Below are 26,878 nucleotides of genomic sequence, written 5' to 3' on the forward strand. Positions count from 1 at the left end.
GTTCATATAAGAATAAAAAAGGAAGTTCAAGCGTAGCACCCCGGGGCAACATTTTTGCAAACAGGATTAGGCTGTTTTAATTAAGTTAGCGTTTTATCAGGAATGGATATGTTTGAAACATTGAGTCAACCAGGCGGGATACAGATCAACATGAACTTCGAAAGAGAAGAACCTGGTACCGTTCGAAAACCTGCCGGGGGAATGCCGTGGGTGAGCGTAGCCGCAAACGCTCCTTACTTCATCACAGAAGATGGTGCAAACTGGACCCCCATTGGTCAGAATGATGCAATTACATGGCCCGACCTGGAAGGTATATTCCGGAATAAAGACATGGCTACGGTTGAAAGTTATTTGAAACTTCTGGTAGACCATGGCGTAACCTGCCTGAGGCTAATGCTTGAGTACTGCCATGGCGAAAGCCGTTATTTCGAAAAACCTGTGGGCCGGTTTCAGCCCAATATGATCCGGCTCTGGGACGACATGTTTGCCCTATGCGAAAAATACGGTTTAAGAATTTTACTCACGCCTTACGATACTTTCTGGATGTGGCTGCGTTGGTCAAAGCATCCATACAAAAAGGTCAACGGTGGCCCTTGCGGCAAACGTTCGCAATGGTTGTTGTGTGCCGAAACGCGAAAGGTGATCAAACAGCGTCTCGCATTTGCAACGGAAAGGTGGGGCTCTAGTGGTGCCCTTTTCGCCTGGGATCTCTGGAATGAAATACATCCGGCACATGCAGGCGACAGTATCGATACGTTCTCCGAATTTATTGATGACATCGGTTCGTTTCTCAGGGAAGAAGAGGTCCGTTTGCATGGTAGGGCCCATCCGCAAACAGTGTCACTATTTGGACCGGTGTTGCGCACCCATCCAGGTGTTGCAGACTCAGTTTTCCGGCACCCTGCCCTTGACTTTGCCTCTATCCATTTCTACGAAAGCGGAACCATTGATCATCCCCGAAATACGGTAGATGCTGCCATTAGTACGGGCAGACTTACCCGGGAAGCCATTTTGCATACCACTGCAGGCCGACCTTTTTTCGACAGCGAACATGGACCAATCCACACCTACAAGGATCACCATAAAACGCTGCCGCAACCTTTTGATGATGAATATTTCCGGCACATGCAGTGGGCACATTTCGCATCCGGAGGAGCTGGCGGGGGGATGCGTTGGCCAAACCGAAAACCGCATTCGCTTACTTTGGGCATGCGAAAGGCGCAATTGGCATTGAACAGATTTCTTCCACTTATTAACTGGAAACAGTTTGAACGAAGAAACCTGAACGAGGAAATTAAAGTCTCTATACAAGGATTAGCTGCTTTCGGCTGTGCCGACGATCAGCAGGCGATTTTATGGCTTCTGCGCACCGATAACCTTGACAAAAACGGGATGCTCCGGCACGATGTTGAGCCTGTTCAGGGTTGTGTGCACATTCCCGGCTTAAGCTATGGCCACTACCAGGTCACCGCCTGGGACACTGCCGGGGGCCACGTGATCAGAACCTTCGAGGTGCAACACGAAACAGGAGAGCACCTGTGTATTGCTATTCCGCCGTTGGTTACCGACATAGCGTTTGCCATAAGTGCAAATGCAGGCAAAATATAAAGAGCGCAAACAACAGGATATGATTTTCTAGCGGATCGCCGGTAAGCATGGCTTACAATTGCGCGGTGTTACGCAGTAGACCCGCTAACCCCAACTTATCCACACCCATTACAGCTCACCCCAAAAGCGAAGCGCTGCATGCTCAAGTATAGTATTTTTACGATATAGGTTGTTCCTGGCATTTTGGCGCTTACTATACTGAAGCGGGTGTTAGTTGTTTCCTGGCTTACCATAGTGTATCATCAATTACGGGTTCGGCTTAAGGTTTTGCAGGTTGGAGTTGACATCTATGTGAGGGTAAACGCGCTTTCCATCCTGGAAGACAGGTATTGTAAATTCATTCGGTGTACCATTGGCAAAATCCTGTTAGGAAGAGTACAGGTAAAGAACGGAAAAACAGTATAACGGAGGCTTTGGCGTGAGTTTTCTTACATAATGACAAGTAATTTGATAATAAATGCCTTGTCGACGAGGTTTGTAGCTGCTCATATGCTTTTTTTTGCAGGTTTGTTGTAGCTTGTCGCTTTGCCCGGAGTGCGAACCAACGTTCCGGGCACTTTTCGAGGTATTTGGGAGTTGCCGGAGGCTTTTTAATCGAGGGAAAGCCGCAAATGGGCTGCAGGTTTGTAGCTGCCCGATTGCGGGTCCAGGTTGGAGAATTGTGGTTGTTTTACCAGCAACTGCGCTTAAAAAACGCAGTGCAAGGGTCAACCAAAGGGATTTGATTGTTTGTTGCAACGGTGTGTTTTATATGATATTTCGTACCCGGTGGAACAATTTTTTTGTAAAAGTTATTTCATTATTAAACACTTGCATTGATGAAGAAAAAAGTTTTGATCACCGGCGGTGCCGGGTTTATTGGATCGCATTTGGCAGATGAACTTTTAGAAAATGGTTACGAAGTACGGGTGCTCGACAATCTTAGTGAACAGGTTCATGGCAAAAACGTAACCAGGCCAGATTATCTGAATGACGATGTTGAACTGGTGATTGGCGATGTAAGAGACCCTAAAAAGGTGAAAGAAGCTTTGAAAGGTATCGATGCTGTTTATCACTATGCTGCTATGGTAGGCGTTGGCCAGAGCATGTATGAAATAAAGGAATATACCGACGTAAACAATATGGGAACAGCTGTTCTCCTCGAAGCACTCAGCAAAAATCCGGTTGAAAAATTGGTTGTTGCTTCAAGTATGAGTATTTACGGTGAAGGCTTATACAAAGATTCCAATGGTGTTATTAAAGCCGGAGTAGAACGTACGCTGGAGCAATTGAAAACCGGCGACTGGGAAATGTATGATGCAAACGGCAACGTACTAACCCCTTATCCCACGCCTGAAACAAAAACACCCTCTCTCTCTTCCATATATGCCCTTTCGAAATACGACCAGGAACGCATGAGCCTTATGATTGGCAAAGCTTACGGGATACCGACTGTAGCCCTGCGCTTTTTTAATGTTTATGGTACCCGGCAGTCGTTATCTAATCCATATACCGGGGTATTAGCTATTTTCGCCTCCCGCTTACTAAATAATAACCCGGTTCTAATTTTCGAAGACGGAAATCAAAAGCGCGATTTCGTTAGCGTATTGGATATTGCCCGGGCTTCAAGGCTGGCACTGGAGACTCCTGAAGCGGCTTATGATGTGTTCAATATAGGAAGCGGCAATGCTTACACGATCAATGAAATAGCAGGAAAGATGGCAGAAATTCTTGGAAAAGAAGACATTCTCCCAGATATCTGTGGCAAGTACCGGGTAGGTGATATCAGGCATTGCTCATCCGACATATCAAAGGCAAAGCAGATCCTGGGCTATGAACCGAGAGTTACATTAGAGCAGGGATTGATTGAACTTGCAGAGTGGCTCGAAGGGCAAACTGCAGAAGATAAGGTCAGCGAGATGCGAAATGAATTGGCGGTAAGAGGACTTACAGTTTAAGAAACGAAATCGAATAAATACAATGGTGGCAAATCAATCCTTTAATGACCGTAAAATGGAGGACAAAAAAGAGCTAGTTGGTTTAGTGCAGTGGTTCCAGGTGGGCGAATACGAGGCGGTAGAAAAAGCAATCAGCGATTTTAAAAGATTAGGGTTAACAGCAATACGAACCAATTTTTCATGGGCCGACTGGCGTTCGGAAGGGGGGAAAACCTGGTATGACTGGTTGTTCCCAACATTAGCAAAAGACTTTCAGATATTACCTTGCCTGTTTTATACTACGCCTTTTACCGGAACCAAACCTAACATCCCTGCCGAGCCACAGACGCCAAAAGACTATGCTGAATTTATCGATTCGATGCTGGAAAAATATGGTGATCATTTTGAATACTTAGAACTATGGTACGGTCAAAACAAAAAAGGTCCTCATAATTATACTGCCGATGAAAAGTTCAATGCCTTTTGCGAGATAGCTGGAAATGCGGCGGCACGGATCAGGAATAATGGAAAAAAGACTGTTCTGGGTGGGATTTGTGCAGAAAACTTTGGTTGGCTTCCGGGCTTATTTAGTAAGAAGCTCATGCAGTATATCGATGTTTTGGGATTCCAGTTTCTTGCAGACGACCTGGAAAACCGGGGCGAAAACATCAACACCGTAGTTAGCCGGCTTCGCGAGATGCTGGAACTTTACAATTCACCTGCGCAAATATGGATTACTGAGGCGGGCTGCTCAACCTGGCAGAAGACAGGTTCAGTTCAGGTCCGCGAATTTATTGCAGCACTGCATGCACCATGCGACAGGTTATACTGGTACGCGCTAAACGACGTTTCGCCCGCGCTGTTTGGGGGTGACGTATCAAAGAGTGAATATTATTTTGGCATGAAGGACAGCAGCGGATCTCCGAAACTGCTATATACATTATTGGCTTCAAAAGGGCTTGATTTGATAGATGAATATGGATGGATAACGGAAGACGTCATCGGCCGATCCTCACGTAATAACAACGATCAATACACATTAATAACCGGCGGCTCTGGCTTTGTTGGGGTTAACCTTGCAGATCGTTTGCTTAGTGAGGGAAAAAAGGTGATGGTTTTCGATAACCTGTCCCGTTCAGGAGTTGAGAACAACCTGTTTTGGCTTAAAGACAAGTATAAGCAGAACCTGCAAATCATGATTGCAGACATCCGGGATAAGGCAGCCGTAAATGCAGCAGTAGCTAATGCCGACCAGGTGTTCCATTTTGCTGCACAGGTCGCAGTTACTTCCAGCCTCGAAAATCCCTTTTACGATTTTGAAGTGAACGCCCAGGGCACCCTCAACCTACTTGAAGCGATACGCAACACAACCCATCAACCTCCTGTTGTTTTTACCTCAACCAATAAAGTTTATGGTGGGCTGGATGATCTTGGTATCGTAATGAACGGCACCCGTTATTACCCGGAGAATACCTTATACCGTCAGAACGGAATTAGCGAAAACAGGAACCTTGAATTTCACAGTCCTTATGGCTGTACAAAGGGTGTTGCTGACCAATATATGTTAGACTATGCCCGGACCTTTGGTTTAAAAACGGTGGTGTTCCGGATGAGTTGTATCTACGGTCCTCACCAGTTTGGAACGGAGGACCAGGGTTGGGTTGCCCATTTCCTGATTCAGGCTATGAAGAACAAGCCTATAACCTTGTATGGAGACGGAAAGCAGGTTCGCGACGTTCTATTTGTTGAAGACCTGGTAAATGCCTTCATCCTTGCTATGGATAACATTGACGTTGTTTCAGGCCAGGCGTTCAACATGGGTGGTGGTGTAAACAATACCGTTAGTCTGCTCGAGTTGTGTGACCTGATTGGAGACATCGCCGGTAAAAAGCCCGAAGTCAGGTTCGACGACTGGCGCCCGAGCGATCAAAAATATTATGTTTCTGATTTTACCAAGTTCAACGGCGTAACCGGTTGGGCACCAAACATCGACAGCAATGAAGGTGTTCAGCGCCTATACCACTGGCTGATAGAAAATGCGGGTATTCCGGTAGTGAATAAAACCAGGAAACAAAAAATCATAACCCCGGCTTAGGTTCTTAATTCCGAACGCTAGTTAATGCCAGGCTGTTGAATATAACATTCAGTCCTGGCCGCTATTTCACGGCAGCAATCCAGTGACGGCGTTCTTTTATCCTGTTAGCAACCCTAAGTAGCTGCTACTTTCCATTTTAAATCAATGATCGCTAAAAATTGAAGAAGCAACAGTCATGTTAGCCTATCCAAGACCAACGATAAAATAAGTGTAACCTCAATGATCGCAGCTGTACTGGAAAAACCAAAAACATTTATCATAAAAGAAACGGCCATTCCCAACATCAGTAATGATGAAATAAAGATACGTGTTGAGGGATGTGGGATTTGTGCTTCCAGCATACCTGTTTGGGAAGGCAGAGAATGGTTTAACTATCCAATGGAAGGAGGCTCCCCCGGACATGAAGGATGGGGTATTGTTGAAGAAGCGGGTACCGAAATTACAAAGGTGAAAAAAGGCGATCGCGTAGCGTTTTTGTCCTTTCATGCATACGCAGAATACGATGTTGCAAAAGAGTCTTCATTTGTCAAACTCCCGCCACAATTAGCCAACCAGCCCTTTCCCGGCGAACCCCTTGGTTGTGCCTTAAACATTTTCAACCGAAGCGATATATCAAAAGACGATGTAGTTGCAATCATTGGGATAGGCTTCCTGGGAGCACTTCTTTGCCAGTTGGCAAAAGAACGTGGTGCGAAAGTCATTGCCATTTCCCGAAGGAGTTATTCCCTTGGTTTTGCTGAAAAGTATGGTGCAGATGAGGTAATCCCGCTAACCAGCACCTGGGAGGTTGCAAACAAAGTAGCAGAACTGACCGGCAACGCTTTTTGCTCCAGGGTTATCGAAGCTACGGGCAAACAGGAGGCTATAGATATCGCTACCGAAATTGTTGCTGAAGGTGGTAAAATGATAATCGCTGGTTACCACCAGGACGGACTCAGGCAGGTGAACCTTCAAAAATGGAACTGGAAAGGCATTGACGTAATTAACGCACATGAACGCGACCCCAGAAAATACCTTTCAGGAATGCAGGACGCTGTAGAAGCTGTTGTAAACGGTCAGATGGATCCTGAACTTTTGTACACCGATATTCTTTCGATTGATGAACTGAACAAAGGATTTGAAATGACGCGTAGCCGGCCCGATGGTTTCATGAAGGCATTAATCAAATTTTAAAATTGTAGTATTGGAAACAGTGGTAACAAAACCAAAACTGGGATTTGCCGGTGTAGGTTGGATCGGAAGAAGCAGGTTGAAAGCTGTTGTAGAAAGTGATCTTGCAAGCATAAGCCGCTTAAACGATCCTTCGGAAACCTGTTTAGACGAAGCCCTCAAAATCGCTCCCGGGAGTGTTACCGGATCCGAGTTCGAAGAGCTTGTGTCCGACGCAAACCTTGATGCAGTTGTAATTGCTACTCCAAGTGCCCTTCATATGCAACAAGCCGTAGCGGCTTTCGAAAGTGGCAAAGCCGTATTTTGTCAAAAGCCACTCGGGCGGAACCTGGAAGAAGTAAAGGCGGTTGTTGATGCAGCAAGAAAAAGCAACCGGTTATTGGGTGCCGACTTTTCTTACCGGTATACTACTGCTTTTCAAAAGATCCATACGGTTATTAAGTCTGGTGAGCTGGGTAAAATATTTGCTGTCGACTTAAAATTTCATAATGCTTATGGGCCCGACAAGCCATGGTTCTACGACCTTTCACTTTCGGGTGGCGGTTGTGTTCTCGATCTTGGTATTCACCTGATTGATCTAATGCTTTTTGCCCTTGACTTCCCGGAAGTAAAAACGGTTTCGCGCAGCCTGCTGGCAAAAGGGGTTTCCGTTAAAGGCAGAAACGAGGTTGAAGATTATGCAAACGTTTTCATGGAGTTGGACAACGACGCAACAGCACAACTTGCCTGCTCCTGGAACTTGTCGGCAGGCTGTGAAGCGGTTATAGAAGCTTCTTTTTTTGGAACAAACGGTGGTGTTTCCATCAAAAATGTATCCGGTTCTTTTTACGATTTTGAAGCAAGCCGTTACTACGGCACTAACACTGAAGTGCTTGCAGGACCCCCTGACGACTGGGGTGGAAGAGCATTGGTTGACTTCATCCAACGGCTATCGCGCACCAACGAATACAACAGGGAAGCCGACGAATACCTAAAATCGGCAGCCGTTCTCGACAAAATTTATGGCCGGATCAGTTGATCATAAACCATTGCGTATACTGATGACTGCCGATACTGTTGGTGGCGTGTGGACCTATGCAATTCAGTTATGCTCATCACTAAGCGATTCCAATGTGCACTTTCATCTGGTCACCACCGGAGCTCCCATGCAGGCTTCCCAAAAACTGGAAGCGGAGAGCCTGGCAAATGTTACTGTTTACGACGCTGGCTTTCAACTTGAGTGGATGGAGGAACCTTGGGAGAGCATTGCAGAAGGTGGTAAGTGGTTGTTGCAATTGGAGAAGGATTTGCAACCTGACCTCATTCATTTGAACTGTTATGCTTATGGTGCGCTTGCATGGCAGGCGCCGGTAATTGTGGTAGCGCATTCGGATGTCTACTCATGGTGGCATTCGGTAAATAATAGCGCCCCGCCCGCATCATGGGATAAATATTATCAAAATGTAAGGTCAGGTCTCATGGGTGCAAACTACCTGGTTGCTCCGTCGGCAACCATGATGAAGTATATCCGCGAGTTATACGGTATCAATAAGCCCGGTCAGGTAGTTTACAACGGAACAAGCGCAGAAAGCTTTTTTCCGGATGCCGATAAAGAGCGTCATATTTTTAGCATGGGGCGGTTATGGGACCAGGCAAAAAATATACAGTTGTTGGTAGCTGCTGCACCAGCGATTGATTACCCCATAAAGCTGGCCGGAGATGCAAGTTTCGCCGGCAACCATGGTGCAAGTTCGGGCACAAACATTACCTACATGGGCCGGTTGTCATCAGCGGTAATTGCAAAACAACTTATAGCGGCTGCGGTGTATGTACTGCCAGCTAAATACGAACCCTTTGGCTTATCCATACTTGAAGCAGCCTTAAGTGGTTGTGCGTTGATATTAGGTGACATCAGTTCGCTAAGAGAAATCTGGAACGACTCGGCATTCTTCGTTGATACAAGCGATGCGGGCGGTCTTGCCGACACAGTGAATTATCTTATGGTGGATGAAGCCGTTCGTATCGAGTATGTCCAGCGCTCCAGGCGCCAGGCAAAACAGTATACCGCATCGGTTATGGGTGGCAAGTATTTCAACCTATATCAACAATTGGTAAGTAGGCCAGCTGCGGCAATGGCTTACTAAGTTTCAAATGGAACGATATTCTTTATTGGACATAAGTGCACCATTGAGCCGAGTTTATACAAGCTATGGCTTTTAGGTAAGGAAGTTTTGGTGGCGAGCTGAGGAATAAAATTGAACATCGTCACTCCCTTGTACGGTAATAATGCTATTCGGCAAGTATCAGTAACAATTATACATTAAGGTTAATAACAGATGGCTAAAGTCGCTTTGCACTAACTTACCAGGAAACTCATTATCACAATTAAGAACAAGAATTAACTATTTAGCTGATGGATTGCAGCCATCAATCACAAACCTGGGAACTAACTAATGAACATCGTACTTTTTTATCATTCACTGCTGTCCGACTGGAACCATGGCAATGCGCATTTTCTTCGTGGAATTGCCACAGAATTAATTTCAAGAGGAAACCAGGTTACCATATACGAACCAAAAGGTGGCTGGAGTTTAGCTAATCTCATTAAAGAAAAAGGTGAGCAAGCGATTGAAGAATTTTACCAATACTACCCACTCCTAAAATCGGTACAATATCATCCTGACCTAAACCTTGATACTGCTTTAGCCGATGCCGACTTGGTAATCGTACACGAATGGAGCGAACACGACTTGGTGAAAAAGATTGGCGAAAAACGAAAATCACTTCCGTTTAAACTACTCTTTCACGATACCCATCACCGGGCTGCTACAGAAATCGACAGTATGAAAGCTTATGACCTTTCAGCTTACGATGGGGTATTAGCCTATGGCCAGGTAATCAGTGATATCTATCTGAGGGAAAACTGGACAAAAAGAGCCTGGACCTGGCATGAGGCTGCTGATACAAGAATATTCAAGCCAATGCCCGCGAATGGTTATGAAGGCGACCTTGTTTGGATAGGCAATTGGGGAGATGAGGAACGAACAAAAGAACTTTTTGAGTTCCTGATTGAGCCCGTAAAAGAGCTAAAATTAAAGGCCACCATATACGGGGTTCGTTATCCGGAACATGCCTTGAAAGCTTTAGAAGAGGCAGGTATCACTTATGGGGGATGGTTACCCAATTACAAGGCTCCGGAAGTTTTTGCGCGCTATCGCTTTACCGCACACGTACCTCGCGGACCATACGTGCGATCGCTGCCAGGCATCCCAACCATCCGGCCGTTTGAAGCCCTTGCTTGTGGGATCCCATTGCTCTCTTCGCCCTGGAACGACTCGGAAAATCTTTTCACACCCGGTAAAGACTTTGTGTTTGCCCGGAATAAAGAAAAAATGAAAACCCTGATGCAAAGGGTGCTAGAGGATGAAGGCTTTGTAAGCCAGCTCAAGCAAAATGGTCTCACAAGCATTCAGCAAAGGCATACCTGTTCGCACCGGGTAGATGAACTCTATAAGATCTGCGGCGAGCTTGGTGTAAACAACTTAACTCAACAAAACATTGCTTAATATGAAGTTTGCTTTTTTTGGCTCCAGCCTGGTTTCAGCTTACTGGAACGGCGCGGCTACGTACTATCGTGGTATCATCCGGGCCATGCAGGAAAGGGGTCATGAGATTACCTTTTATGAACCTGATGCATACGACCGGCAGAAGAACCGCGATATGGACGATCCAGAATGGGCCAGGATCAAAGTGTATGCAGCTACAGAGGCCGAGATGTATAAAGCCCTGGAAGATGCCAGGCATGCAGACGTAATTATAAAAACAAGTGGAGTAGGCGTTTTTGATGAGTTGCTGGAAAAGGAAGTGCTGAAGTTTAAGCTGCAGAACAAGTATGTGATTTTTTGGGATGTTGATGCACCGGCAACCCTCGACCGGGTAAATGACGCATCGGGTGACTACTTTCAAGAGCTGATTCCACAATATGACCTGATCCTTACTTATGGAGGGGGCGACCCTGTTGTTAACGCCTACCGAAAACTCGGTGCAAAAAACTGCTTCCCGATTTACAATGCACTTGATCCTTCAACACATCACCCCGTTGTTCGCGAAGAACGATTTGATGCTGACCTTGCCTTTTTAGGTAACCGCCTGCCCGACCGTGAAAAACGGGTTGAAGACTTCTTTCTTACACCTGCTGCGCAAATGCCTGAATGCCGTTTTATTTTAGGCGGCAATGGTTGGCACGATAAGCCAATGTCGGCAAACATCAACTATATCGGCCACGTATTTACAAGGGATCACAACGCGTTGAACTGCTCGCCTAAAGCAGTGCTAAACATTAGCCGCGACAGCATGGCGAAATATGGGTTTTCGCCCGCAACCCGGGTATTTGAAGCCGCCGGTGCCGGCGCCTGCATTATCACCGATTATTGGATCGGTATAGAAACGTTTTTCGAACCCGGTAAAGAGATCCTGGTTGCACGCAGCGGGGACGAAGTAAAAGAAATACTCGCCGGTCTTTCAAAGGAACAGGCAGAAGCTATCGGGCAGGCCGCACTAAAGAAAGTCTTGGCTGAACATACGTATACCCATCGTGCAGCAGAACTGGACCGCATATTAAGAAACCAATTTGTGTTAGCAACAGCCGTGGTATGAGTCAATCGAACCTGAACATTGTTATTCTTGGTTTGTCTGTTACCTCATCATGGGGCAATGGGCATGCAACTACCTTTCGTGGTCTCATTCGCGAACTTGATAAAAACGGCCACCGGGTCACTTTTCTTGAGCGCGATGTACCCTGGTATGCGTCTAACCGCGACATGCCAAATCCTCCTTTCTGTACAACGATCCTCTACAGCAACATCGAAGAGCTTAGTAACAAATATGGGTCACTGGTCGCCGGTGCTGACCTCGTGATTGTTGGTTCGTATGTACCCGAAGGTGTCCAGGTTGGCGAATTTGTAACCTCAACAGCGCAGGGTATCACTGCCTTTTACGATATCGACACCCCCGTCACCCTCGCAAAAATTGAAAGGGGCGACTTCGAATACCTTCACCCCGATTTGATCGCTAAATACAACCTATACCTCTCCTTTACCGGCGGCCCAACTCTGAAACGGATCGAACAACATTATGGTTCTCCCGCTGCGCGACCGTTTTATTGCTCTTTTGACCCGGAGCTTTATTTCGCTGAGCCGCAACAACTGAATTGCGATCTGGGCTACCTGGGAACGTATAGTGATGATCGCCAGCCTCCGTTACAAAAGCTCATGTTGGATGCAGCCAAACTTTTGCCCCAACAACGCTTTGTGGTTGCGGGACCGCAATATCCTAATGATATCTTGTGGGGAGCAAACGTAAATCGTATAGAACACCTGCCGCCATCGGAGCACCGGGCTTTTTACAACAGCCAACGATTTGCAATGAATATCACACGCGCCGACATGATCAAAGCGGGCTATTCGCCAAGTGTGCGCCTGTTTGAAGCAGCGGCCTGCGGCACGCCGATCATGAGTGATTACTGGGATGGAATTGAGAGCATCTTTGAAATCGGTTCCGAGATCCTGATTTCCTATACTGCAGAGGATACCGTGAACTATTTGACTACGATCAGCGACGGGGAGCGAAAAGCCATGGGCGAGAAAGCACGCCGGAAAGTATTGGCCCACCATACCGCCGCCCATCGCGCCACCGAACTCGAGTCTTATTACCAAGAGGCGATGGCCATGAAGGTTGGGGTTTAATGTCCGGCAACGACAATGCTAAATCACGATTGTAGCTTTCGTCATTGCGACGAAGGAAGCAATCCAACGATTGGAAGACAAAACATTATGCGATACGGGATCACCCTTTGTCATTGCGATTAAGGAAGCAATCCAACGATTGGAAGACAAAACATCATGCAATACGGGATCACCCTTCGTCATCGCGACGAAGGAAGCAATCCCAAGGATTGGAAGAGAAAACATCATCTTGTGCGGATCACGATTCGTCATTGCGACGAAGGAAGCAATCCAACGATTGGAAGACAAAACATTATGTAATTCGGGATCCCCCTTCATTGCGACAAAGGAAGCAATCCCAATAAAAGGAAGAGAAAACACTTTGCGCTGCGAAATCGCGCTTCGTCATGGCGACGAAGGAAGCAATCCCAAGGATTGGAAGATAAAACATCATCCCGTACGGATCACCATTCGTCATTGCGACGAAGGAAGCAATCCCAATGGTTAGAAGACAAACCATTTTTGCAATGCGGAACCGCCCTTCGTCATTGCGACTAAGGAAGCAATCCCAAGGATTGGAAGACAGAACGTTATGCAATGCGGAGTCATACTTCGTCATTGCGACGAAGGAAGCAATCCCAATAATTGGAAGAGAAAACACTATGCGATGCGAAATCGCGCTTCGTCATTGCGACGAAGGAAGCAATCCCAAGGATTGGAAGATAAAACATCATCCCGTACGGATCACCATTCGTCATTGCGACGAAGGAAGCAATCCAACGATTGGAAGACAAAACATTATGCAATTCGGGATCCCCCTTCATTGCGACTAAGGAAGCAATCCCAAGGATTGGAAGAGAAAACATCATCCCGTGCGGATCACGCATCGTGCTTTAGACGAAGGAAGTACCCGATGCTACAATAAGAGATTGCTTCGTTGCACTCGCATTGACGGTGCCACCAAGGGATTGCTTCGTTGCCGAAGGAAGCAACCGACCTACAATAAAGTATTTATTCCGTGCGCTCCCAACTACCACTTTAAAACCTGACCCCTACCTACAGAGTTTCAACCTCCTGCTGGTAATCCGCACCATCTGGGGTAAACAGCTCTTCACCCATCATATGCCGAAGGGTATTGTGCAATACGATCAGCTGCTTGAAGATGTCGTGTTCAGGCCGCAGGCCGGGAGCGGTTTGGGGAGACTTAAAATAAAACGACAACCAGTCCTGTATCCCGGACATGCCCGCTCTTTTAGCCAAATCACTAAACAAAGCAAGGTCAAGGACGAGTGGTGCCGCAAGTATTGAGTCGCGACACAGGAAGTTGATCTTGATCTGCATGGCGTAACCCAGCCAACCGAAAATGTCGATATTATCCCAGCTTTCTTTGTTGTCGCCATGCGGCGGATAATAGTTGATCCTGACTTTGTGATAGATCTCACCATACAGCTCAGGATTGATTTCCGGCTGAAGGATGTCTTCCAATACACTCAGCTTTGAAACTTCTTTGGTTTTAAAATTATCCGGGTTGTCGAGCACGTAGCCGTCGCGATTGCCAAGGATGTTTGTAGAAAACCAACCTGTTACCCCAAGCGCCCTCGCCTGCAAGCCCGGCGCAAGAATGGTTTTCATGAGCGTTTGGCCGGTCTTAAAATCTTTGCCGCCGATGGGTGTACTGGTTTGCATCGACAATTCGATCAGGGCCGGAATATCGCAGGTCAGGTTGGGTGCACCATTCATGAACGGAACGCCAAGCTTGATCGCTGCATAAGCATAAATCATGGAAGGGGCGATAAAAGGATCATTGTTTCTTAAGCCTTCCTCAAAGTTTGCAATGGTCTCGTGCACCGAAGATGACTCTAAATATTTTTCAGTTGAGCCACACCAAACCATCACAAGGCGTGAGCAGTCGTTTGCTTCTTTAAACGTTTCGATGTCATCCATAACCGACTTAGCCAGGTCTGCTTTTGTTGGTGCTTCTTTGATGTTGTCGCCGTGGAGGTTCGCAACGTACCATTGGTCGAATACCGCTTTCATGGGTCTGACAACCTCGAGTTCCTGACGAACGGCATGCAACATCATCGGCTCAAGCACCTTTGCTTTCATGGCGGCCTCAAAAACATTATCGCTGTAAACGTCCCATCCGCCAAAAACAATGTCGGTTAAACTTGCAAGGGGTACAAAATCCTTTATGGCAGTGTTTCGCGCTTCAATTGGTTTGCCCAGGCGAATGTTGCCCATCTGGGTTAAAGCCCCAACGGGCTGCGCAAGGTTTTTCTTTACGGCCTCCACCCCTGCGATGAGCGTGGTGGCGACAGCCCCAAGACCCGGAATAAGTATACCTAATTTGCCTTCGGCTTTTGCTACAGTATTGTTCATGGATGTCGTTTGGATGAATGTTTGGATGTGGTTTTCTGAAAATCACCACTTATTCCTGTTTGCTACAAGCTAAGTACCAGCTAAAACACCATGTAATCCCAGACAATATGGTGAAGTGATTTCACACGTATTCGAAACTGAGCAATTTTATAACCAATTGTCTTTCAATCATCTACATAGAAGAAGAAGATGCTTGGGTGGTGTTGGATGAGCGAATTGCGAATTGGCGGATGCCGGATTAGTTATTGGGTATTGAGGTATTGGGTATTAAGGTATTTGATTGGCGGATTTCGAATTGGCGGATTACTTTAGGTTGGGAATAACGTTTAGTGCAGCCTCCGTTTCCTTTTTAAATTTTGCATTTTACATTTTACATTTTGAAGCCGCAGAGAAGGGGAGAAGCGGAGTTTACGCAGAGGGGTCTTTGGATTTACGAATTGTGAATTGGCGGATGGCGGATTAGTTTTAGATCGGGAATAACGTTTAGTGCAGCCTGCGTTTCCTTTTAATTTTTCCATTTTTCATTTTACATTTTGAAGCCGCAGAGAAGGGGGAGAAGCGGAGTTTACGAGAGGGGTTTTTGGATGAACGAATTTCGAATGGCGGATTACGGATTAGTTTTAGATCGGGAATAACGTTTAGTGCACCCTACTTTTCCTTTTTTAAATTTTGCATTTTTCATTTTACATTTTGAAGCCGCAGAGAAGGGGAGAAGCGGAGTTTACGCAGAGGGGTTCTTGGATGAACGAACTGCAGATTGAGGAATGAGCTATTCAATTCACAAACCCACTTTCTGGTTGGAAGTTTTTACTTTTACTTTTGAATTTTGACTTTATTTCCCGTCAGCCAGCGATCGATCCGGTGTGATTAATCACCAGTATCCGTACAGTCTCATCGTAAACTTCCACGATACTCACCGATGCCGGGCTGATCTCCAGCCGCTGAAACATATCGAGATGAATGCCCGCATAATAGGCCAGGGTGGCTTTTATCAGGTCTGAATGACTAATAATTGCCACAGTTTCGCCCCTATGTTTGGCTCTTAGTTGCTCAAGACCTGCAATCATTCGCGCCTGCGCTTCGGTCATAAGCTCACCACCAGGTATCCGGGTGCAACTCCTGAACGAATTGAAGTGCTTGAAAACAGGTTCATCCCGGAGATCTTCGATCTTTCGCCCGGTCCATTCGCCAAAATCGACTTCCAGGAAATGTTCATCCACCCCCGTTTGCACCCCAACACGCCTTGAAATTGCTTGCGCGGTCTCCATTGTACGTTGTAAAGGACTGCTGTAAATGGCATCTATTGCTAAGCCGGCTAAGCGGTTAGCAAGTTCTTCGGCCTCGGCATAACCCTTTTCGTTAAGTGAAACACCTTCCATCCTCCCGGCCAGTACTTTGCCTACCATATCGGTTGTAGCATGTCGTATCAGTACAAATTTGGTCATCAGCTTCGTTTTATAATGTTGGTTCCTGTTTATCTTTTATATTGCCCCTTATCTGATTCTTTACCCGGTTGATAAACCAGGAGACGACTTTGGTATGGCACCTTATTTATGTAATCACAAGCGAAAGCAGACTTTTAAGTAAGCCTACACCCAGGCTTTGCTTAGCATGCTTTGAAGCAAAGCATTGCAGCTCCGGGTAAACAGCAAACGGTTACGCAATTGAATGCAATCCTTTAGCCAACTGACCCTCCATAACAAAGGGTTGCCGTGCAAAGAAAACCCGGAAGAACAGCCTAACGAAAAAATATAACCCGATCTAAGTTTCATGATCTACGAACCAGCTCCTTCAAATAACAATACCGGCCTTAAAATCGGTGTGCTTACTTTTCACAGGTGTATAAATTATGGCAGCTACTGGCAGGCACGTGCTCTAACAGAAGGCCTGCAGGCAGGTGGAAACCATGCGGTGTTACTCGACCATGAGTCGCGCCGCGTGAACTTTGCCGAATGGAAATGTGCTTTCCAACCGGTTTTGCCGACAGCCGTTCCGCCATCAGACAGGCCGCTTTACCGCGAAAAGGTGATCAAGTTTTTTAAAACTTTTCAAACAATGCCGTTATCACCCCGGTTTGAACTCGATCACCCCGACGCTATGGAAGAGTACGATGTGGTTGTTGTTGGAAGCGATGAGGTATGGAACTTATTCCATCCCTGGTATGGCAAGTGCCCCTTGTTTTATGGTGATGGCTTAAAAGCAAAACGCCTGGTGTCGTATGCTGCAAGTTTTGGCAACCAGCCGGCTGATTACGGACTTGACCCGTTATGGGCAGCTAAACTCAGGAACTTCGACCTGATATCCGTTCGCGACGATAATTCAAAGAAAATCATACAAGATGCACTTGGCATTGATCCGCCGATGGTGCTCGATCCATGCCTGCAGTTCGACTTTGCACCCGACCCACGTGAGCATACCCATTTGCAGGAACCCTATGTAGCCGTTTATGGCCATAACTTTACTGACGCTTTTGCACGTCAGATACGTTCATGGGCCAGTGATAAAGGACTTCCGTTAGTAAGTATTGGCTATAGAAATGACTGGGCAGATGAACAGTGGCTCACTGCTGACCCGCATGACTTTGCACATTTTATGGCCAATGCACAGGTAGTTGCAACAAACTTTTTTCATGGTTGTGTATTTGCACTGCGTAATGCAAAACCTTTTGTTTGCGAAACAACACCTTACCGCACCAATAAACTAAAAGGATTGATGTCAAAGATCGGTGGTGAACATCACCTGCTGCCAGAAGATGCACCGGCAGCGAACTTTGCGGCCCGTTTGGGTGAGCCGCTGAACCCTGAAATATTAACCCAGATTAATCGCCTTCGCCAAGCTTCAAACGCGTACCTACAAAAGGCGGGGCTGCTTGAATGTTTACCCGCATGAATAAACTGGTAAGTCCTAAAGATATTGTTGACTCTGGTTTGTGTATAGGATGCGGCAGTTGTGTTGCCCAGGCCGCTGTACGGGGTACTTACATGGACTTTGATCCAATTGGCCAGCTAAAGCCGCATGGACCGGCGGAGTGGTATCGATCGCGTACAGAACAGTTTACGCAAACCTGCCCGTTTTCGCCGGGAGCGAAAAACGAAGACCAGCTGGCAGCGTTGAATTTCCCGGGGGCAGAACATAAGGACAATGCTGTTGGCCGCTACCAGACTGCCTATGTAGGTTATGTTGCCGAAGAAGACTTTAGAACCCACGGTAGCTCGGGTGGAATGGTGAGCTGGGTTGCCACCGAATTGCTCCGCCAGGGTTTAATCGACGGGGTTGCTCATGTAGTTGCAACCCAAAACCCCCAGGAGGATGGGCGTTTTTTTCGCTATCGCATTTCGCGAACCGAAGCCCATATTCGCGAAGGAGCCAAGTCCCGTTACTATCCAATTGACCTTTCTGAGATACTTGCACTAATCCGCGCTGTTCCGGGCCGGTATGCTGTGGTAGGTATTCCTTGTTTTATCAAAGCTATTCACCTGCTTCGGAGCGAGGACCCCAACATCCGGGAACGTATACCTTTTACGCTGGGTCTTTTTTGCGGGCATATGAAAAGCGCACGATTTGTGGAAAGCTTCGCCTGGCAAATGAATGTTCCGGTAACCGAGGTAAGCCGGGTAGAGTTCCGCCAAAAGGATCCAAACCGGCCGGCAAACTGGTATAATGCCAAGCTCACCCTGCGGAATGGACAAACGGTTGACAAAGATTGGTGGAACCTTGCCGACGGTGATTGGGGAGCCGGGTTTTTTATGAATTCAGCCTGTAACTTTTGCGACGATGTCGTTGGCGAAACGGCCGACATATCTTTTGGTGACGCCTGGGTTGAACCATATTCTTCTGATCCACGAGGAACCAACGTTGTGGTGGTTCGTTCGACGGTGATAGAAAACTTTATACAAGACGCTATACAACAGGGGCGGCTGCAATTGGAAAATGTAGACGCAAAATTCGTTGAGCAAACACAGGCTGCCGGGTTCAGGCAGCGCCGCGAAGGCCTTGCTTACCGCTTAACCTGGTGGCGAAAAGGGATCCGGTTACCCAAACGTGTTGCACCCGACGCAAAATCTCCGACAAGACAACGGAAGTTGATCTACCGTTTACGGTTCCAGATTTCGGCCTGGGGTCACCGTGTGTTCCGGTTTGCACGTGCGGTTAACCAACCAAAGGTGTATATTCTCTGGGGCAGAATGGCAGGGGCTGTTTATTACGGCTGGGCGTATCACAAGGGTAAATGGGGTGAAATATTCAAGCGGTTTACCGGCAGGTTTTAACGCCGGGATCCCGGATTTGCGAATTCCGGATCAGCGGATTTGCGGATTCCGTATGCAAAATTTGAAATTTTCATGCTACGTGGTAACACCGGCTTCAATGGTTCAAGCCAGCCAGGCTGCTGACGGGTTCTACCACTAGTGTTTATTTCTTGTCGCCGGCTGTTTTAGTTGTTGAGCGTTTATTTTTTTCGTAGGTCATGCGCAAGGGATTGAAGCCCCCGCCCGGCCGCGCCAGTCGGACGGGGGCTACCCCGCTGAAGCCTTGCGGTATAGCTTTGTGGCGGAGTAGTAGCGAAAAGCCCGACCCCTTGCGGAGCTTGGGGTTGCGCCCAAACAATCACCACCGTACCATAATCGAAGCAAGGGCATCCTTACAGCACTCCTTTGACGTTTACTTCATCCTTTTTTAGACCGAGATTAAGCATATACCTGCATCAATATGCCTTCGAACTTAGATCATCAAGTTCAACCTTAACACGACTGATCACTTCATCCCAGTCGCCTGCTGTTCTTTGCCGGAATATCCGCATGGTCGGGTACCACGGGCTGTCTTCACGATCATCCATCCACCGCCAGTCGGCTTTTGTATGTAACAGGTTCCATACCGGGGTGCCTATTGCGCCTGCAAGGTGCGCCGGCATAGAGTCAACGGTAATCAAAATGTCGAGGCTACGAATGAACCGGGCATAATTAAAAAGGTCCATCGAACCTGGGTTTATGCCGAAGCCCTCGCGCCAACCTGCGTCTGCGGCACCGCCCTGAAGAATATACAGGTCCACCCCGGGGATTTCCGCAAGGGGAGAAAGTGCTTGAAACAGGATACCTCTTCGTTGATCCCAGTCACCAGCTTTCCAGACCAGTCCGACAGAAAACCCATTTTTACCTGGTAAGTCCGTGGGGTGAACGTGCAGGTAGGGAATGGCAGCAGGTAAGCTATTGATGTTGGTTCGAAAGAGGTGCGAGAGCTCCATAATTTCAACATCCATATCATAAGCAACTTCAGGGCTGCCATTGTGTAAGGGCAATAGTTGATCGATGCCGGGGGCTGTTTGTAATAAGGGGATCAGATCAGGCTGCGCCCAAACAATCACTTCTTTTGCAACGCTTTTCAGCATGGGCATAAAGCGGATAAACTGTATGGTATCGCCAAGCCCATGGTAACAGCGGACCAATACGCGCTTACCCTCAGGTGAGGAGCCATCCCAAACATATTGCAGGTGCCGCGGCAGGTGCCAGCATGGGGTACCTGCCCGCGACTGTAAAACTTCATCGCTAAACTTCCACGCTTCTTCGAATTGCCCGCGTCGCATATACGTCATCCAGTCGGGACGCGTTTCTACCTGTTGTTCGCTGCGCATGCAAATGGCTTTAATTCACTTTGGTTAGCTACAATAAGATGGGTTATCACCTGGCGTACCGGCGCATCATGGTTACACAAAAATCGGCAAACTCGTTCACGTCTTTCGGGGGGCTGGTGTGGTGTGGTTCTATGCCTTTAGCCTCTGGTGTAAAACAAAAGGTTATGGTAAGGTCGAATTCAGCTAGTGCTTTCATCATACGGTCGAACCATTGCTCAGCGTTTGGCCGGTACCAGTCGGCCCAGCTTAAGCCTGTACGCAAGCGCTTGACGCCCAGCTTACGCAACCACTCAACAGCGGAGTCGAGGCGATGATCTTCGAAATGAAACCACTGGCAAATGCCAAACTCGGGGGTATAATCGGCAAAGATTTTTGCCGCCAGTTTTGGTGAACCATCTTCGCGGAGTAATCCCATATGGAAGTGACGGTAATAAGAAGAGCCTTCCGCTTCGCGGTGGCGGGTGGTAGCCTCCCATGCTTTTGGAAGGTCGTACAGGCTGTACCAATGGATGCGATCAACACGACCCGTAAGCAGTTCAGCAGTACGGCGAAGACCAAACTCCTGCACCTCTTCCGCGCCAAAAGATGAAACCCCAACCTCGGTTACCCACACCGGTAAATCCGTAACAGCCTCTATCTCGGCAATCTTATCGCTCCATTCGTGAATTTGCCACAGGTTCCAGTCAAGCGGGAAGCCATGTACAGCTACCGCATCCAGGTCGTCGAGTGCGTTATAAGATTTAAGCCGGTTAATAAAAGTGGGATCAATCGGCGATATACCGCCAAGCACGCGCAAAATATCGGGACTCTCAGCTTTAACAGCTTTTGCGGCTACCTTAACCATTTCCCCGAAAATTTTCCACTCAGGGTCTGCTTCAAAAATCCAGTGCGATTTGTTATTGGGTTCGTTCCAGAACTTAACTGCTTCAATCATATTTTACGCTTTGCTTATTGTTTTGGTGGGTATACGGCGCGGGGCTGTTTGTCTTTTATCTCGCCTTTCCGGGTAATGTAGACTTCCTTTTCGGGGTGGGCGGTAATCTCGAAACCGGCGCTGCGGAGCATTGCCTCCATACCGGCCTGGTTTGGTATCCACCAGTTGGTTGGATCGTTAGAGTAGCGGTTTTCGATAAAATACATCACCGGGAAACCTGGACTATTAAAAATGTCGGTCTCCCAAAAGTCGTAGTCATATTCCAGTGTATCAACCTGGTCGCTGCCACGCTGCATCGATTGAAAGATGAGTACATCTTTCACAACATTTTCGTACAGGAGGTCAAGTGCCAAAAGAGGATGTCGAAGATGATACAATACACCCATAAAGATCACTACGTCGAACTTTTCGTTGAGGCCGGCCACTTCGTACACCGACATATTCTTAAACTCAATTTCTGCCCCGAGCACTTCTGCCGCAAACCGCGCCTGCGCCAGGTAACGCTCATCGGAGTCGATACCAACGACCCTGGCAGCACCACGGCGTTTCATTTCGATGGAGTAAAAACCGGCATTACAGCCTATGTCGAGTACTGTTTTGCCGGTGAGGTCCTGCGGTATCGCATTCGCGAATCCCTGGAACTTCACCCTCGGGTAGTCGCCTAGAAAATGATCAGGCGCGGTTTGTACCCCACCTAAATCAATATTATGGAACCATTTACCAAGTTTCTGAACAGTTGCGCTAATCTCGTCAGCAGTTAACGCCGTAATAGCATTAAGTGGGGTGCTCATTTTACAAGTTAATTTTGGTGATCTACAAATCTTCCCGTTTCTGCAAGCAGCAAGTGCTTGGTCTACTATGCTCAAAAACTCCCGTGAGTAGCCCGCCAAAAAGCTAGGCGTGGGCACCGGCGCTGTTTACTTATTGTTCTGCTGGTGGTACCATAAAAATTATTCCCGGGTACGCGTACCAACCTCAGGGTTGCAAATGTAGCCGTTCAAATGATTGTTCCTTAATATGCCAGGGCATAAATCTGTGGTTCAGGACTGATGCTTTATTAATCGGGCTGCTCACTTCGCAGTTCTTCTACGAGCTTCTCCATCCTGTTGTAGTGCGAGCCTTTCCAATAATGCCTGCAGCAATGGCTACATTCCCAAAATGTGTTCATGTACCTGGCCGTGTTTGCCGGAAGCACGTTCAATATCTTTTCCACCGGCACTAAGATTAGTTTGCCATTACAAACCAGGCACCTTGTAAACGGCGCAATTAAAGGGATCAGGCCTATACCATGCAGCACCTGCTTTACCTGTTCGTCCGGTTGCTCACTAATGATTCGCAGGCTTGGCGCAACAGACCCACAAAGTGATCCACTTCTTGAAAGCAAGATCCTGTTTTCGCTGGCCGAGGTTTGCGCCAGGGTATGCGGCGAACTATCCTTGTCATACAACACATCAAAGCCCAGCATTCGCATAAGTCGGGAGAGCTTGCCAAGATGAACATCTGCAATAAATGATGGGTTTAAATTTTCCACCGGCTTTCGGATTACCAGGCTGTCTGGCGCCTGGCGCTTAGTTGTTCATTAACGTAATCTATCGACAGGTGTATTACAATTTGTGCAGCGTATCAACAATGGTTTTGTACCCGAGCACAACCATTAATGCAACAACCAGCCATCCGGCAATGGTCATCCAGATTGGGTGCCGGTAAGTGCCCACCAGCCGCCTGTTATAGGCAGCAACCAACATAACCGAAAGTGCAATCGGCAAGATGAGTCCATTGATGGCACCAACGGCAACCAGCACTTTTACCGGTTGACCGATCCGGGCAAAAACCATTGTAGAAAATAAAATGAAAGCCGTAGTGAGCCCCCGGTAGTTGCGGTTGGCCCATGGATGAAGGGTTCGTAAAAACGACACCGAAGTGTATGCAGAGCCAATAACAGAAGTAATTGCTGCGGACCACATGACAAGCCCGAAAAAGTAATAACCCATATTTCCTGCTGCAATGCGGAATACATCGGCAGGAGGGTTCTTTGCGTTCAACAACACCCCCGTTGCAACAACTCCAAAAGAAGCGAGAAACAGGATGTATCGCATAATGGAAGTTATCAGAATACCTGTAACTGCGCTCCGGGTTACCTGGGGTAGAGCTGCCTGGCCTTTTATACCGGCATCAAGTAACCGGTGCCCCCCTGCAAAGCTGATGTATCCTCCCACAGTACCACCTACAATCGTGATAATTGCCGCAGTGCTGATCTGATCCGGCACAAAGGTTTGCCTTATGGCGGTTAACATGGGTGGCTGCGAGCTTATCGATACATAAATGGTTACCAGGATCATGAGCATGCCCAGGAGTTTTGCAAACGTGTCCATTGCCTTTCCTGCTTCTTTCATCCAAAACACCATGATGGCAATTGCACAACTGATGACTGCACCCCAGGCTGGTTCTATACCCGTGAGCACATTTAATCCCAGGCCCGTGCCCCCCATGTTGCCGATGTTGAACGCGAGCCCGCCCATTACAATCAGGGTTGCAAGCACATAGCCGAGCCCGGGCAGCATGGAGTTTGCCAGGTCCTGGGCCTTAAGACCCGTTATCGCAAGAATGCGCCAGATGTTTAGCTGCGCACCGATATCAAGCAGGATCGACACCAGGATAACGAAGCCAAAGCTACCATAGAGTTGACTGGTAAACACGGTGGTTTGCGTCAGGAACCCCGGCCCAATTGCGGAAGTTGCCATGAGAAATGCGGCACCAAGACCAACACTAGTCCACGGGGTTTTTGCAGGCTGATTTGATTTCAATATGCTGTTGTTGTAATTGAGTATGGATGCGTTTTGCAAAAGCCACTGCATGGGTGCCATCGCCATGAACACAAATCGTGTCTGCCTTAATCGCAACCAGGTTGCCCGACAAACTGGTTACCACTCCGCTGCTCACCATCTGCAGCACCTGCCGGATGGCACTGTCTTCGTCCTCTACAAGGGCATTGTGTTGCGAGCGGGGGGTAAGCAAGCCGTTGTCGCCATAGGTTCGATCGGCAAAAACTTCGCTGAATGTTTTTAAACCCGCTGCTTCAGCTTGTTTTACCAGTTCACTATTGCTTAGCCCGTAGAACACGAGATCCGGATTAATGTTAAACACCGCAGCGGCGATTGCCCTTGCTGTGTCAGCATCCTTTGCCGCCATATTATATAAGGCCCCGTGTGGTTTTACGTGACATAACGTTGCGTTTGCCGCGCTACAAACCTTTAGCATTAGCTGCACCTGTGTAGAAACCAGTTCATAGATTTCTGCAGGCGAAAGCCGGATTTCGGTTCGTCCAAAGTTTTGTTTGTCGTCGAAACCGGGGTGGGCACCAATGGCCACCTGGTGTTGTAATGCAAGCGCAACCGTTTTCTGCATCAGCGCCTCGTCGCCCGCATGGTAACCACAGGCAATATTGGCCGAACTGATGTACGGCATAAGCGCTTCATCGTTCGGCATGCCTTCACCCATATCGCAGTTGATGTCTACTGATATCATATGTGCTGTTTTGGTTGAGGTTTTTTTTTGCTACCAGCAGTGGTAGGCATGGCAGCATCGTTGCCACGCTCGCTTGTACGGCAACACATTATTCGGCCTGCATGCCCTGGGGCCCAAAAGGTAAACCCAATCCATATGGACAACGACCCGGTAGCCGAAGGGTGCTGTTCTAAAGGCAATCCTAAGTCCCGAATGCGTTTGCCTGAGCTTCAATTTCCAAATGCCGCTGCCAGCCGGAAGTTACAGGCATTTTTGAGCTGCAACAAATGCCGGTGTTGAATTAAAAGAGCTTGTTCAGCCGTGGCGATGTCCACAAATTCGAACTGAACCGCTTCACCCGCACGCTTTTGTGCGAGGGAGGGCAAATCGGCCCTAATCACATGGGCGATCCTTGGGTAGCCACCTGTTGTCTGGTGATCGGCCATCAGTACAATCAGCCTGCCGTTTGGAAGAAGTTGAATGGTTCCCCCTGTTACACCTGTGGAGATGAGACTGGTATCTACTTGAACTGAAAGTGGAGGGCCTTCAAGCTGGTAACCCATTCTGTCGCTTCGCCCGGTAATGGCAAATGAACCCCGATCAAGGTTTTGCCTGGCTGCAGGGGTAAGCAAATCATACTCGGCTCCTGCTACACACCGGATGTTGCCCCTGTTGTACAATGCTGAAACGTTCGCACGCCAGGAACCCGCGCCTGACTTGCCGCCCAGGTGGTTCGGCAAGGAATTAGCAAAGGGGAGAACGTCGCCGGTAAGGAGTGCCCGGCCGGCAAAACCACCTGCACCTGCTTTCAGGTTGGTGCTTTTAGACGCTAACCAAGGCTTTACGGCAAACCCGCCCCTTACCGCAAGACAGGCACACACTCCCCAAACCTGCCCGGCAAACCTGAGTATGCTTCCTGCTTTTATAAGGATCGTACAATCATTTTCAACGTCAGTATCATTAAGCAAAGGGGTAAAGTTTGCGCCTGAAATAGCTATCATGCAATCCGTCAGAAACTGAATTTGCGGCGCGGGATAATGCATTTCAAGTACCGGTTCTCCTGCAACATTTCCAACCAGAGCATTAGCAACATAATGTGCTACCGGGTCCGAAACGCCACCCGGATTTATACCCAGATGCTGGAAACCAAACCGGCCCCCATCCTGGATGGTATCGAGCAGGCCCTTTCTAATGATGCGGAGGCTCATGCTTTCAGGTGGTTGAATTCCTGCAGTGATATGGAGTAGAACTGCACCTGGTCGCCAGGTGACAAGGCTACGGGCTGCTCGCCGTCTGGTTTAAACATCTGAACCGGTGTTTGACCGATCAGCTGCCAGCCACCGGGCGAAGGCAGCGCATAGATGCCCGTCTGCTCACCTGCAATGCCGACGCTTCCGGCTGGTACGAGCTTTCGGGGCTGTGCTTTCCGGGGAGTTGCAATTTTGGGATGAACAGTTGCCAGGTAGGGAAAACCCGGCAGAAAGCCAAGCATATACACCCGGTAAACGTGGGCAGTATGAAGGGTAATAACTTCGTTGGTAGTTAGTTGATGGGTGCTTGCAACATAGTCAAGGTCGGGGGCTAAAGATGGGGCATAACAAACCGGTATTCTTTTGAGTGAACCGGCAGGGCGATATGCATCGGTAAGGTGACTTAACCGGTTGAGCACATCAGCTTTGATCCATTCGCTTGCGGAACGTTGTTGTTGAACCTGCCATATGCTTACGATATCGTACACGATGGTTAAAGAAGCATAAGCCGGAATGAGGTCGACTACGCATGGGATGGGATTTGCCTTAAGCTCATCGAAAAAGTTGATGACAAGCCCGTTTATGTGGGCATCGATCTCATTGCCAAATGCTACAGTGATGGCATGATCGCCAACCTGAAAGATTTCATAAGGGTTAGTCAATGTCATAGCATATCACTATTGCAAAATCGAAA

General features: G+C 47.9%; 24 protein-coding genes. 14 read left to right on the forward strand and 10 right to left on the reverse strand.

Features of this window, described 5'->3' with window-relative positions:
- Nucleotides 1-108 precede the first annotated feature (108 nt).
- From EXU57_RS14165 to EXU57_RS25135, 12 genes are all read left to right on the forward strand, one after another.
- A complete protein-coding gene (locus EXU57_RS14165) occupies nucleotides 109-1,608 on the forward strand; it encodes a hypothetical protein (protein WP_133268874.1) in 1,500 nt (499 codons plus the stop codon).
- A gap of 818 nt (nucleotides 1,609-2,426) precedes the next feature.
- Nucleotides 2,427-3,545 carry an SDR family NAD(P)-dependent oxidoreductase gene (locus EXU57_RS14170; RefSeq protein WP_133268875.1) on the forward strand — a complete coding sequence of 373 codons (1,119 nt, stop codon included), beginning with the start codon at nucleotides 2,427-2,429 and terminating at the stop codon, nucleotides 3,543-3,545.
- A 55-nt stretch (nucleotides 3,546-3,600) separates the two neighbouring features.
- Nucleotides 3,601-5,619, forward strand: coding sequence for a GDP-mannose 4,6-dehydratase (locus tag EXU57_RS14175; RefSeq protein WP_133268876.1), 2,019 nt, complete (start codon nucleotides 3,601-3,603; stop codon nucleotides 5,617-5,619).
- Between the two features lie 219 nt (nucleotides 5,620-5,838).
- Nucleotides 5,839-6,792: an MDR/zinc-dependent alcohol dehydrogenase-like family protein gene (locus EXU57_RS14180; RefSeq protein WP_133268877.1), complete on the forward strand. Its 954-nt coding sequence runs from the start codon at nucleotides 5,839-5,841 to the stop codon at nucleotides 6,790-6,792.
- A 19-nt stretch (nucleotides 6,793-6,811) separates the two neighbouring features.
- Nucleotides 6,812-7,807: a Gfo/Idh/MocA family protein gene (locus EXU57_RS14185; protein ID WP_243745601.1), complete on the forward strand. Its 996-nt coding sequence runs from the start codon at nucleotides 6,812-6,814 to the stop codon at nucleotides 7,805-7,807.
- Entirely contained in the window at nucleotides 7,791-8,912 is a 1,122-nt protein-coding gene (locus tag EXU57_RS14190; protein WP_133268879.1) for a glycosyltransferase family 4 protein, read from the forward strand. Before EXU57_RS14185 ends, EXU57_RS14190 begins: the two co-directional genes overlap by 17 nt.
- 309 nt (nucleotides 8,913-9,221) lie before the next feature.
- Nucleotides 9,222-10,334, forward strand: coding sequence for a glycosyltransferase (locus tag EXU57_RS14195; protein WP_133268880.1), 1,113 nt, complete (start codon nucleotides 9,222-9,224; stop codon nucleotides 10,332-10,334).
- Between the two features lies 1 nt (nucleotide 10,335).
- Nucleotides 10,336-11,424 (forward strand): glycosyltransferase, encoded by a 1,089-nt coding sequence (locus EXU57_RS14200; protein WP_133268881.1) that lies wholly within the window; start codon nucleotides 10,336-10,338, stop codon nucleotides 11,422-11,424.
- The gene (locus EXU57_RS14205) at nucleotides 11,421-12,512 is read left to right on the forward strand and encodes a glycosyltransferase (protein WP_165958142.1); all 1,092 of its coding nucleotides are present in this window, start codon (nucleotides 11,421-11,423) and stop codon (nucleotides 12,510-12,512) included. The genes EXU57_RS14200 and EXU57_RS14205 overlap by 4 nt, the downstream gene beginning before the upstream one ends.
- 156 nt (nucleotides 12,513-12,668) lie before the next feature.
- A complete protein-coding gene (locus tag EXU57_RS25130) occupies nucleotides 12,669-12,812 on the forward strand; it encodes a hypothetical protein (RefSeq protein WP_165958143.1) in 144 nt (47 codons plus the stop codon).
- A 61-nt stretch (nucleotides 12,813-12,873) separates the two neighbouring features.
- Nucleotides 12,874-12,999, forward strand: a complete 126-nt coding sequence (locus EXU57_RS25775) for a hypothetical protein (RefSeq protein WP_262708555.1) — start codon at nucleotides 12,874-12,876, stop codon at nucleotides 12,997-12,999.
- 154 nt (nucleotides 13,000-13,153) lie between these two features.
- A complete protein-coding gene (locus EXU57_RS25135) occupies nucleotides 13,154-13,324 on the forward strand; it encodes a hypothetical protein (protein ID WP_165958144.1) in 171 nt (56 codons plus the stop codon).
- Between the two features lie 223 nt (nucleotides 13,325-13,547).
- Here the strand turns inward: EXU57_RS25135 and EXU57_RS14215 are convergent, their stop codons facing one another.
- Both EXU57_RS14215 and EXU57_RS14220 read right to left on the reverse strand, forming a co-directional pair.
- A complete protein-coding gene (locus tag EXU57_RS14215; protein WP_133268883.1) occupies nucleotides 13,548-14,870 on the reverse strand; it encodes an inositol-3-phosphate synthase in 1,323 nt (440 codons plus the stop codon).
- An 842-nt stretch (nucleotides 14,871-15,712) separates the two neighbouring features.
- Entirely contained in the window at nucleotides 15,713-16,315 is a 603-nt protein-coding gene (locus EXU57_RS14220; protein ID WP_133268884.1) for an MSMEG_4193 family putative phosphomutase, read from the reverse strand.
- Between the two features lie 325 nt (nucleotides 16,316-16,640).
- Here EXU57_RS14220 and EXU57_RS14225 point away from each other — a divergent pair, with 325 nt between their 5' ends.
- Both EXU57_RS14225 and EXU57_RS14230 read left to right on the forward strand, forming a co-directional pair.
- The gene (locus EXU57_RS14225; RefSeq protein ID WP_133268885.1) at nucleotides 16,641-17,759 is read left to right on the forward strand and encodes a polysaccharide pyruvyl transferase family protein; all 1,119 of its coding nucleotides are present in this window, start codon (nucleotides 16,641-16,643) and stop codon (nucleotides 17,757-17,759) included.
- Nucleotides 17,756-19,138 (forward strand): Coenzyme F420 hydrogenase/dehydrogenase, beta subunit C-terminal domain, encoded by a 1,383-nt coding sequence (locus EXU57_RS14230; protein WP_133268886.1) that lies wholly within the window; start codon nucleotides 17,756-17,758, stop codon nucleotides 19,136-19,138. Before EXU57_RS14225 ends, EXU57_RS14230 begins: the two co-directional genes overlap by 4 nt.
- A 434-nt stretch (nucleotides 19,139-19,572) precedes the next feature.
- Here the strand turns inward: EXU57_RS14230 and EXU57_RS14235 are convergent, their stop codons facing one another.
- From EXU57_RS14235 to pxpB, 8 genes are all read right to left on the reverse strand, one after another.
- Entirely contained in the window at nucleotides 19,573-20,496 is a 924-nt protein-coding gene (locus EXU57_RS14235) for an ADP-heptose--LPS heptosyltransferase (protein WP_133268887.1), read from the reverse strand.
- Nucleotides 20,497-20,542: 46 nt separating this feature from the next.
- Entirely contained in the window at nucleotides 20,543-21,430 is an 888-nt protein-coding gene (locus EXU57_RS14240) for a glycosyl hydrolase (RefSeq protein WP_133268888.1), read from the reverse strand.
- Between the two features lie 14 nt (nucleotides 21,431-21,444).
- Nucleotides 21,445-22,221, reverse strand: a complete 777-nt coding sequence (locus tag EXU57_RS14245) for a TIGR04290 family methyltransferase (protein ID WP_133268889.1) — start codon at nucleotides 22,219-22,221, stop codon at nucleotides 21,445-21,447.
- Between the two features lie 266 nt (nucleotides 22,222-22,487).
- Nucleotides 22,488-22,961, reverse strand: coding sequence for a Mut7-C RNAse domain-containing protein (locus tag EXU57_RS14250; protein ID WP_133268890.1), 474 nt, complete (start codon nucleotides 22,959-22,961; stop codon nucleotides 22,488-22,490).
- A gap of 73 nt (nucleotides 22,962-23,034) precedes the next feature.
- A complete protein-coding gene (locus EXU57_RS14255) occupies nucleotides 23,035-24,234 on the reverse strand; it encodes an NRAMP family divalent metal transporter (protein WP_243745598.1) in 1,200 nt (399 codons plus the stop codon).
- Nucleotides 24,197-24,955 carry a 5-oxoprolinase subunit PxpA gene (locus EXU57_RS14260; protein ID WP_133268892.1) on the reverse strand — a complete coding sequence of 253 codons (759 nt, stop codon included), beginning with the start codon at nucleotides 24,953-24,955 and terminating at the stop codon, nucleotides 24,197-24,199. The genes EXU57_RS14255 and EXU57_RS14260 overlap by 38 nt, the downstream gene beginning before the upstream one ends.
- 209 nt (nucleotides 24,956-25,164) lie before the next feature.
- Nucleotides 25,165-26,142, reverse strand: a complete 978-nt coding sequence (locus tag EXU57_RS14265; RefSeq protein WP_133268893.1) for a biotin-dependent carboxyltransferase family protein — start codon at nucleotides 26,140-26,142, stop codon at nucleotides 25,165-25,167.
- Nucleotides 26,139-26,852: a 5-oxoprolinase subunit PxpB gene (pxpB, locus tag EXU57_RS14270; RefSeq protein ID WP_133268894.1), complete on the reverse strand. Its 714-nt coding sequence runs from the start codon at nucleotides 26,850-26,852 to the stop codon at nucleotides 26,139-26,141. The genes EXU57_RS14265 and pxpB overlap by 4 nt, the downstream gene beginning before the upstream one ends.
- Between the last annotated feature and the right edge of the window lie 26 nt (nucleotides 26,853-26,878).

Origin of the sequence: Segetibacter sp. 3557_3 (assembly GCF_004354985.1) — a bacterium.
Lineage (GTDB): Bacteria > Bacteroidota > Bacteroidia > Chitinophagales > Chitinophagaceae > Segetibacter.

Excerpts from the sequence above, each read along its gene's own strand:
- EXU57_RS14240 (WP_133268888.1), bottom strand. The coding sequence starts at position 21,430 with ATGATTGAAGCAGTTAAGTTCTGGAACGAACCCAATAACAAATCGCAC.
- EXU57_RS14175 (WP_133268876.1), top strand. The coding sequence starts at position 3,601 with ATGGAGGACAAAAAAGAGCTAGTTGGTTTAGTGCAGTGGTTCCAGGTG.
- EXU57_RS14245 (WP_133268889.1), bottom strand. The coding sequence starts at position 22,221 with ATGAGCACCCCACTTAATGCTATTACGGCGTTAACTGCTGACGAGATT.
- EXU57_RS14195 (WP_133268880.1), top strand. The coding sequence starts at position 9,222 with ATGAACATCGTACTTTTTTATCATTCACTGCTGTCCGACTGGAACCAT.
- EXU57_RS14265 (WP_133268893.1), bottom strand. The coding sequence starts at position 26,142 with ATGAGCCTCCGCATCATTAGAAAGGGCCTGCTCGATACCATCCAGGAT.
- EXU57_RS14235 (WP_133268887.1), bottom strand. The coding sequence starts at position 20,496 with ATGCGCAGCGAACAACAGGTAGAAACGCGTCCCGACTGGATGACGTAT.
- EXU57_RS14190 (WP_133268879.1), top strand. The coding sequence starts at position 7,791 with ATGGCCGGATCAGTTGATCATAAACCATTGCGTATACTGATGACTGCC.
- EXU57_RS14205 (WP_165958142.1), top strand. The coding sequence starts at position 11,421 with ATGAGTCAATCGAACCTGAACATTGTTATTCTTGGTTTGTCTGTTACC.
- EXU57_RS14165 (WP_133268874.1), top strand. The coding sequence starts at position 109 with ATGTTTGAAACATTGAGTCAACCAGGCGGGATACAGATCAACATGAAC.
- EXU57_RS25130 (WP_165958143.1), top strand. The coding sequence starts at position 12,669 with ATGCAATACGGGATCACCCTTCGTCATCGCGACGAAGGAAGCAATCCC.
- EXU57_RS14215 (WP_133268883.1), bottom strand. The coding sequence starts at position 14,870 with ATGAACAATACTGTAGCAAAAGCCGAAGGCAAATTAGGTATACTTATT.
- EXU57_RS25135 (WP_165958144.1), top strand. The coding sequence starts at position 13,154 with ATGCGATGCGAAATCGCGCTTCGTCATTGCGACGAAGGAAGCAATCCC.
- EXU57_RS14260 (WP_133268892.1), bottom strand. The coding sequence starts at position 24,955 with ATGATATCAGTAGACATCAACTGCGATATGGGTGAAGGCATGCCGAAC.
- EXU57_RS14170 (WP_133268875.1), top strand. The coding sequence starts at position 2,427 with ATGAAGAAAAAAGTTTTGATCACCGGCGGTGCCGGGTTTATTGGATCG.
- pxpB (WP_133268894.1), bottom strand. The coding sequence starts at position 26,852 with ATGACATTGACTAACCCTTATGAAATCTTTCAGGTTGGCGATCATGCC.
- EXU57_RS14180 (WP_133268877.1), top strand. The coding sequence starts at position 5,839 with ATGATCGCAGCTGTACTGGAAAAACCAAAAACATTTATCATAAAAGAA.
- EXU57_RS14200 (WP_133268881.1), top strand. The coding sequence starts at position 10,336 with ATGAAGTTTGCTTTTTTTGGCTCCAGCCTGGTTTCAGCTTACTGGAAC.
- EXU57_RS14225 (WP_133268885.1), top strand. The coding sequence starts at position 16,641 with ATGATCTACGAACCAGCTCCTTCAAATAACAATACCGGCCTTAAAATC.
- EXU57_RS14220 (WP_133268884.1), bottom strand. The coding sequence starts at position 16,315 with ATGACCAAATTTGTACTGATACGACATGCTACAACCGATATGGTAGGC.
- EXU57_RS14230 (WP_133268886.1), top strand. The coding sequence starts at position 17,756 with ATGAATAAACTGGTAAGTCCTAAAGATATTGTTGACTCTGGTTTGTGT.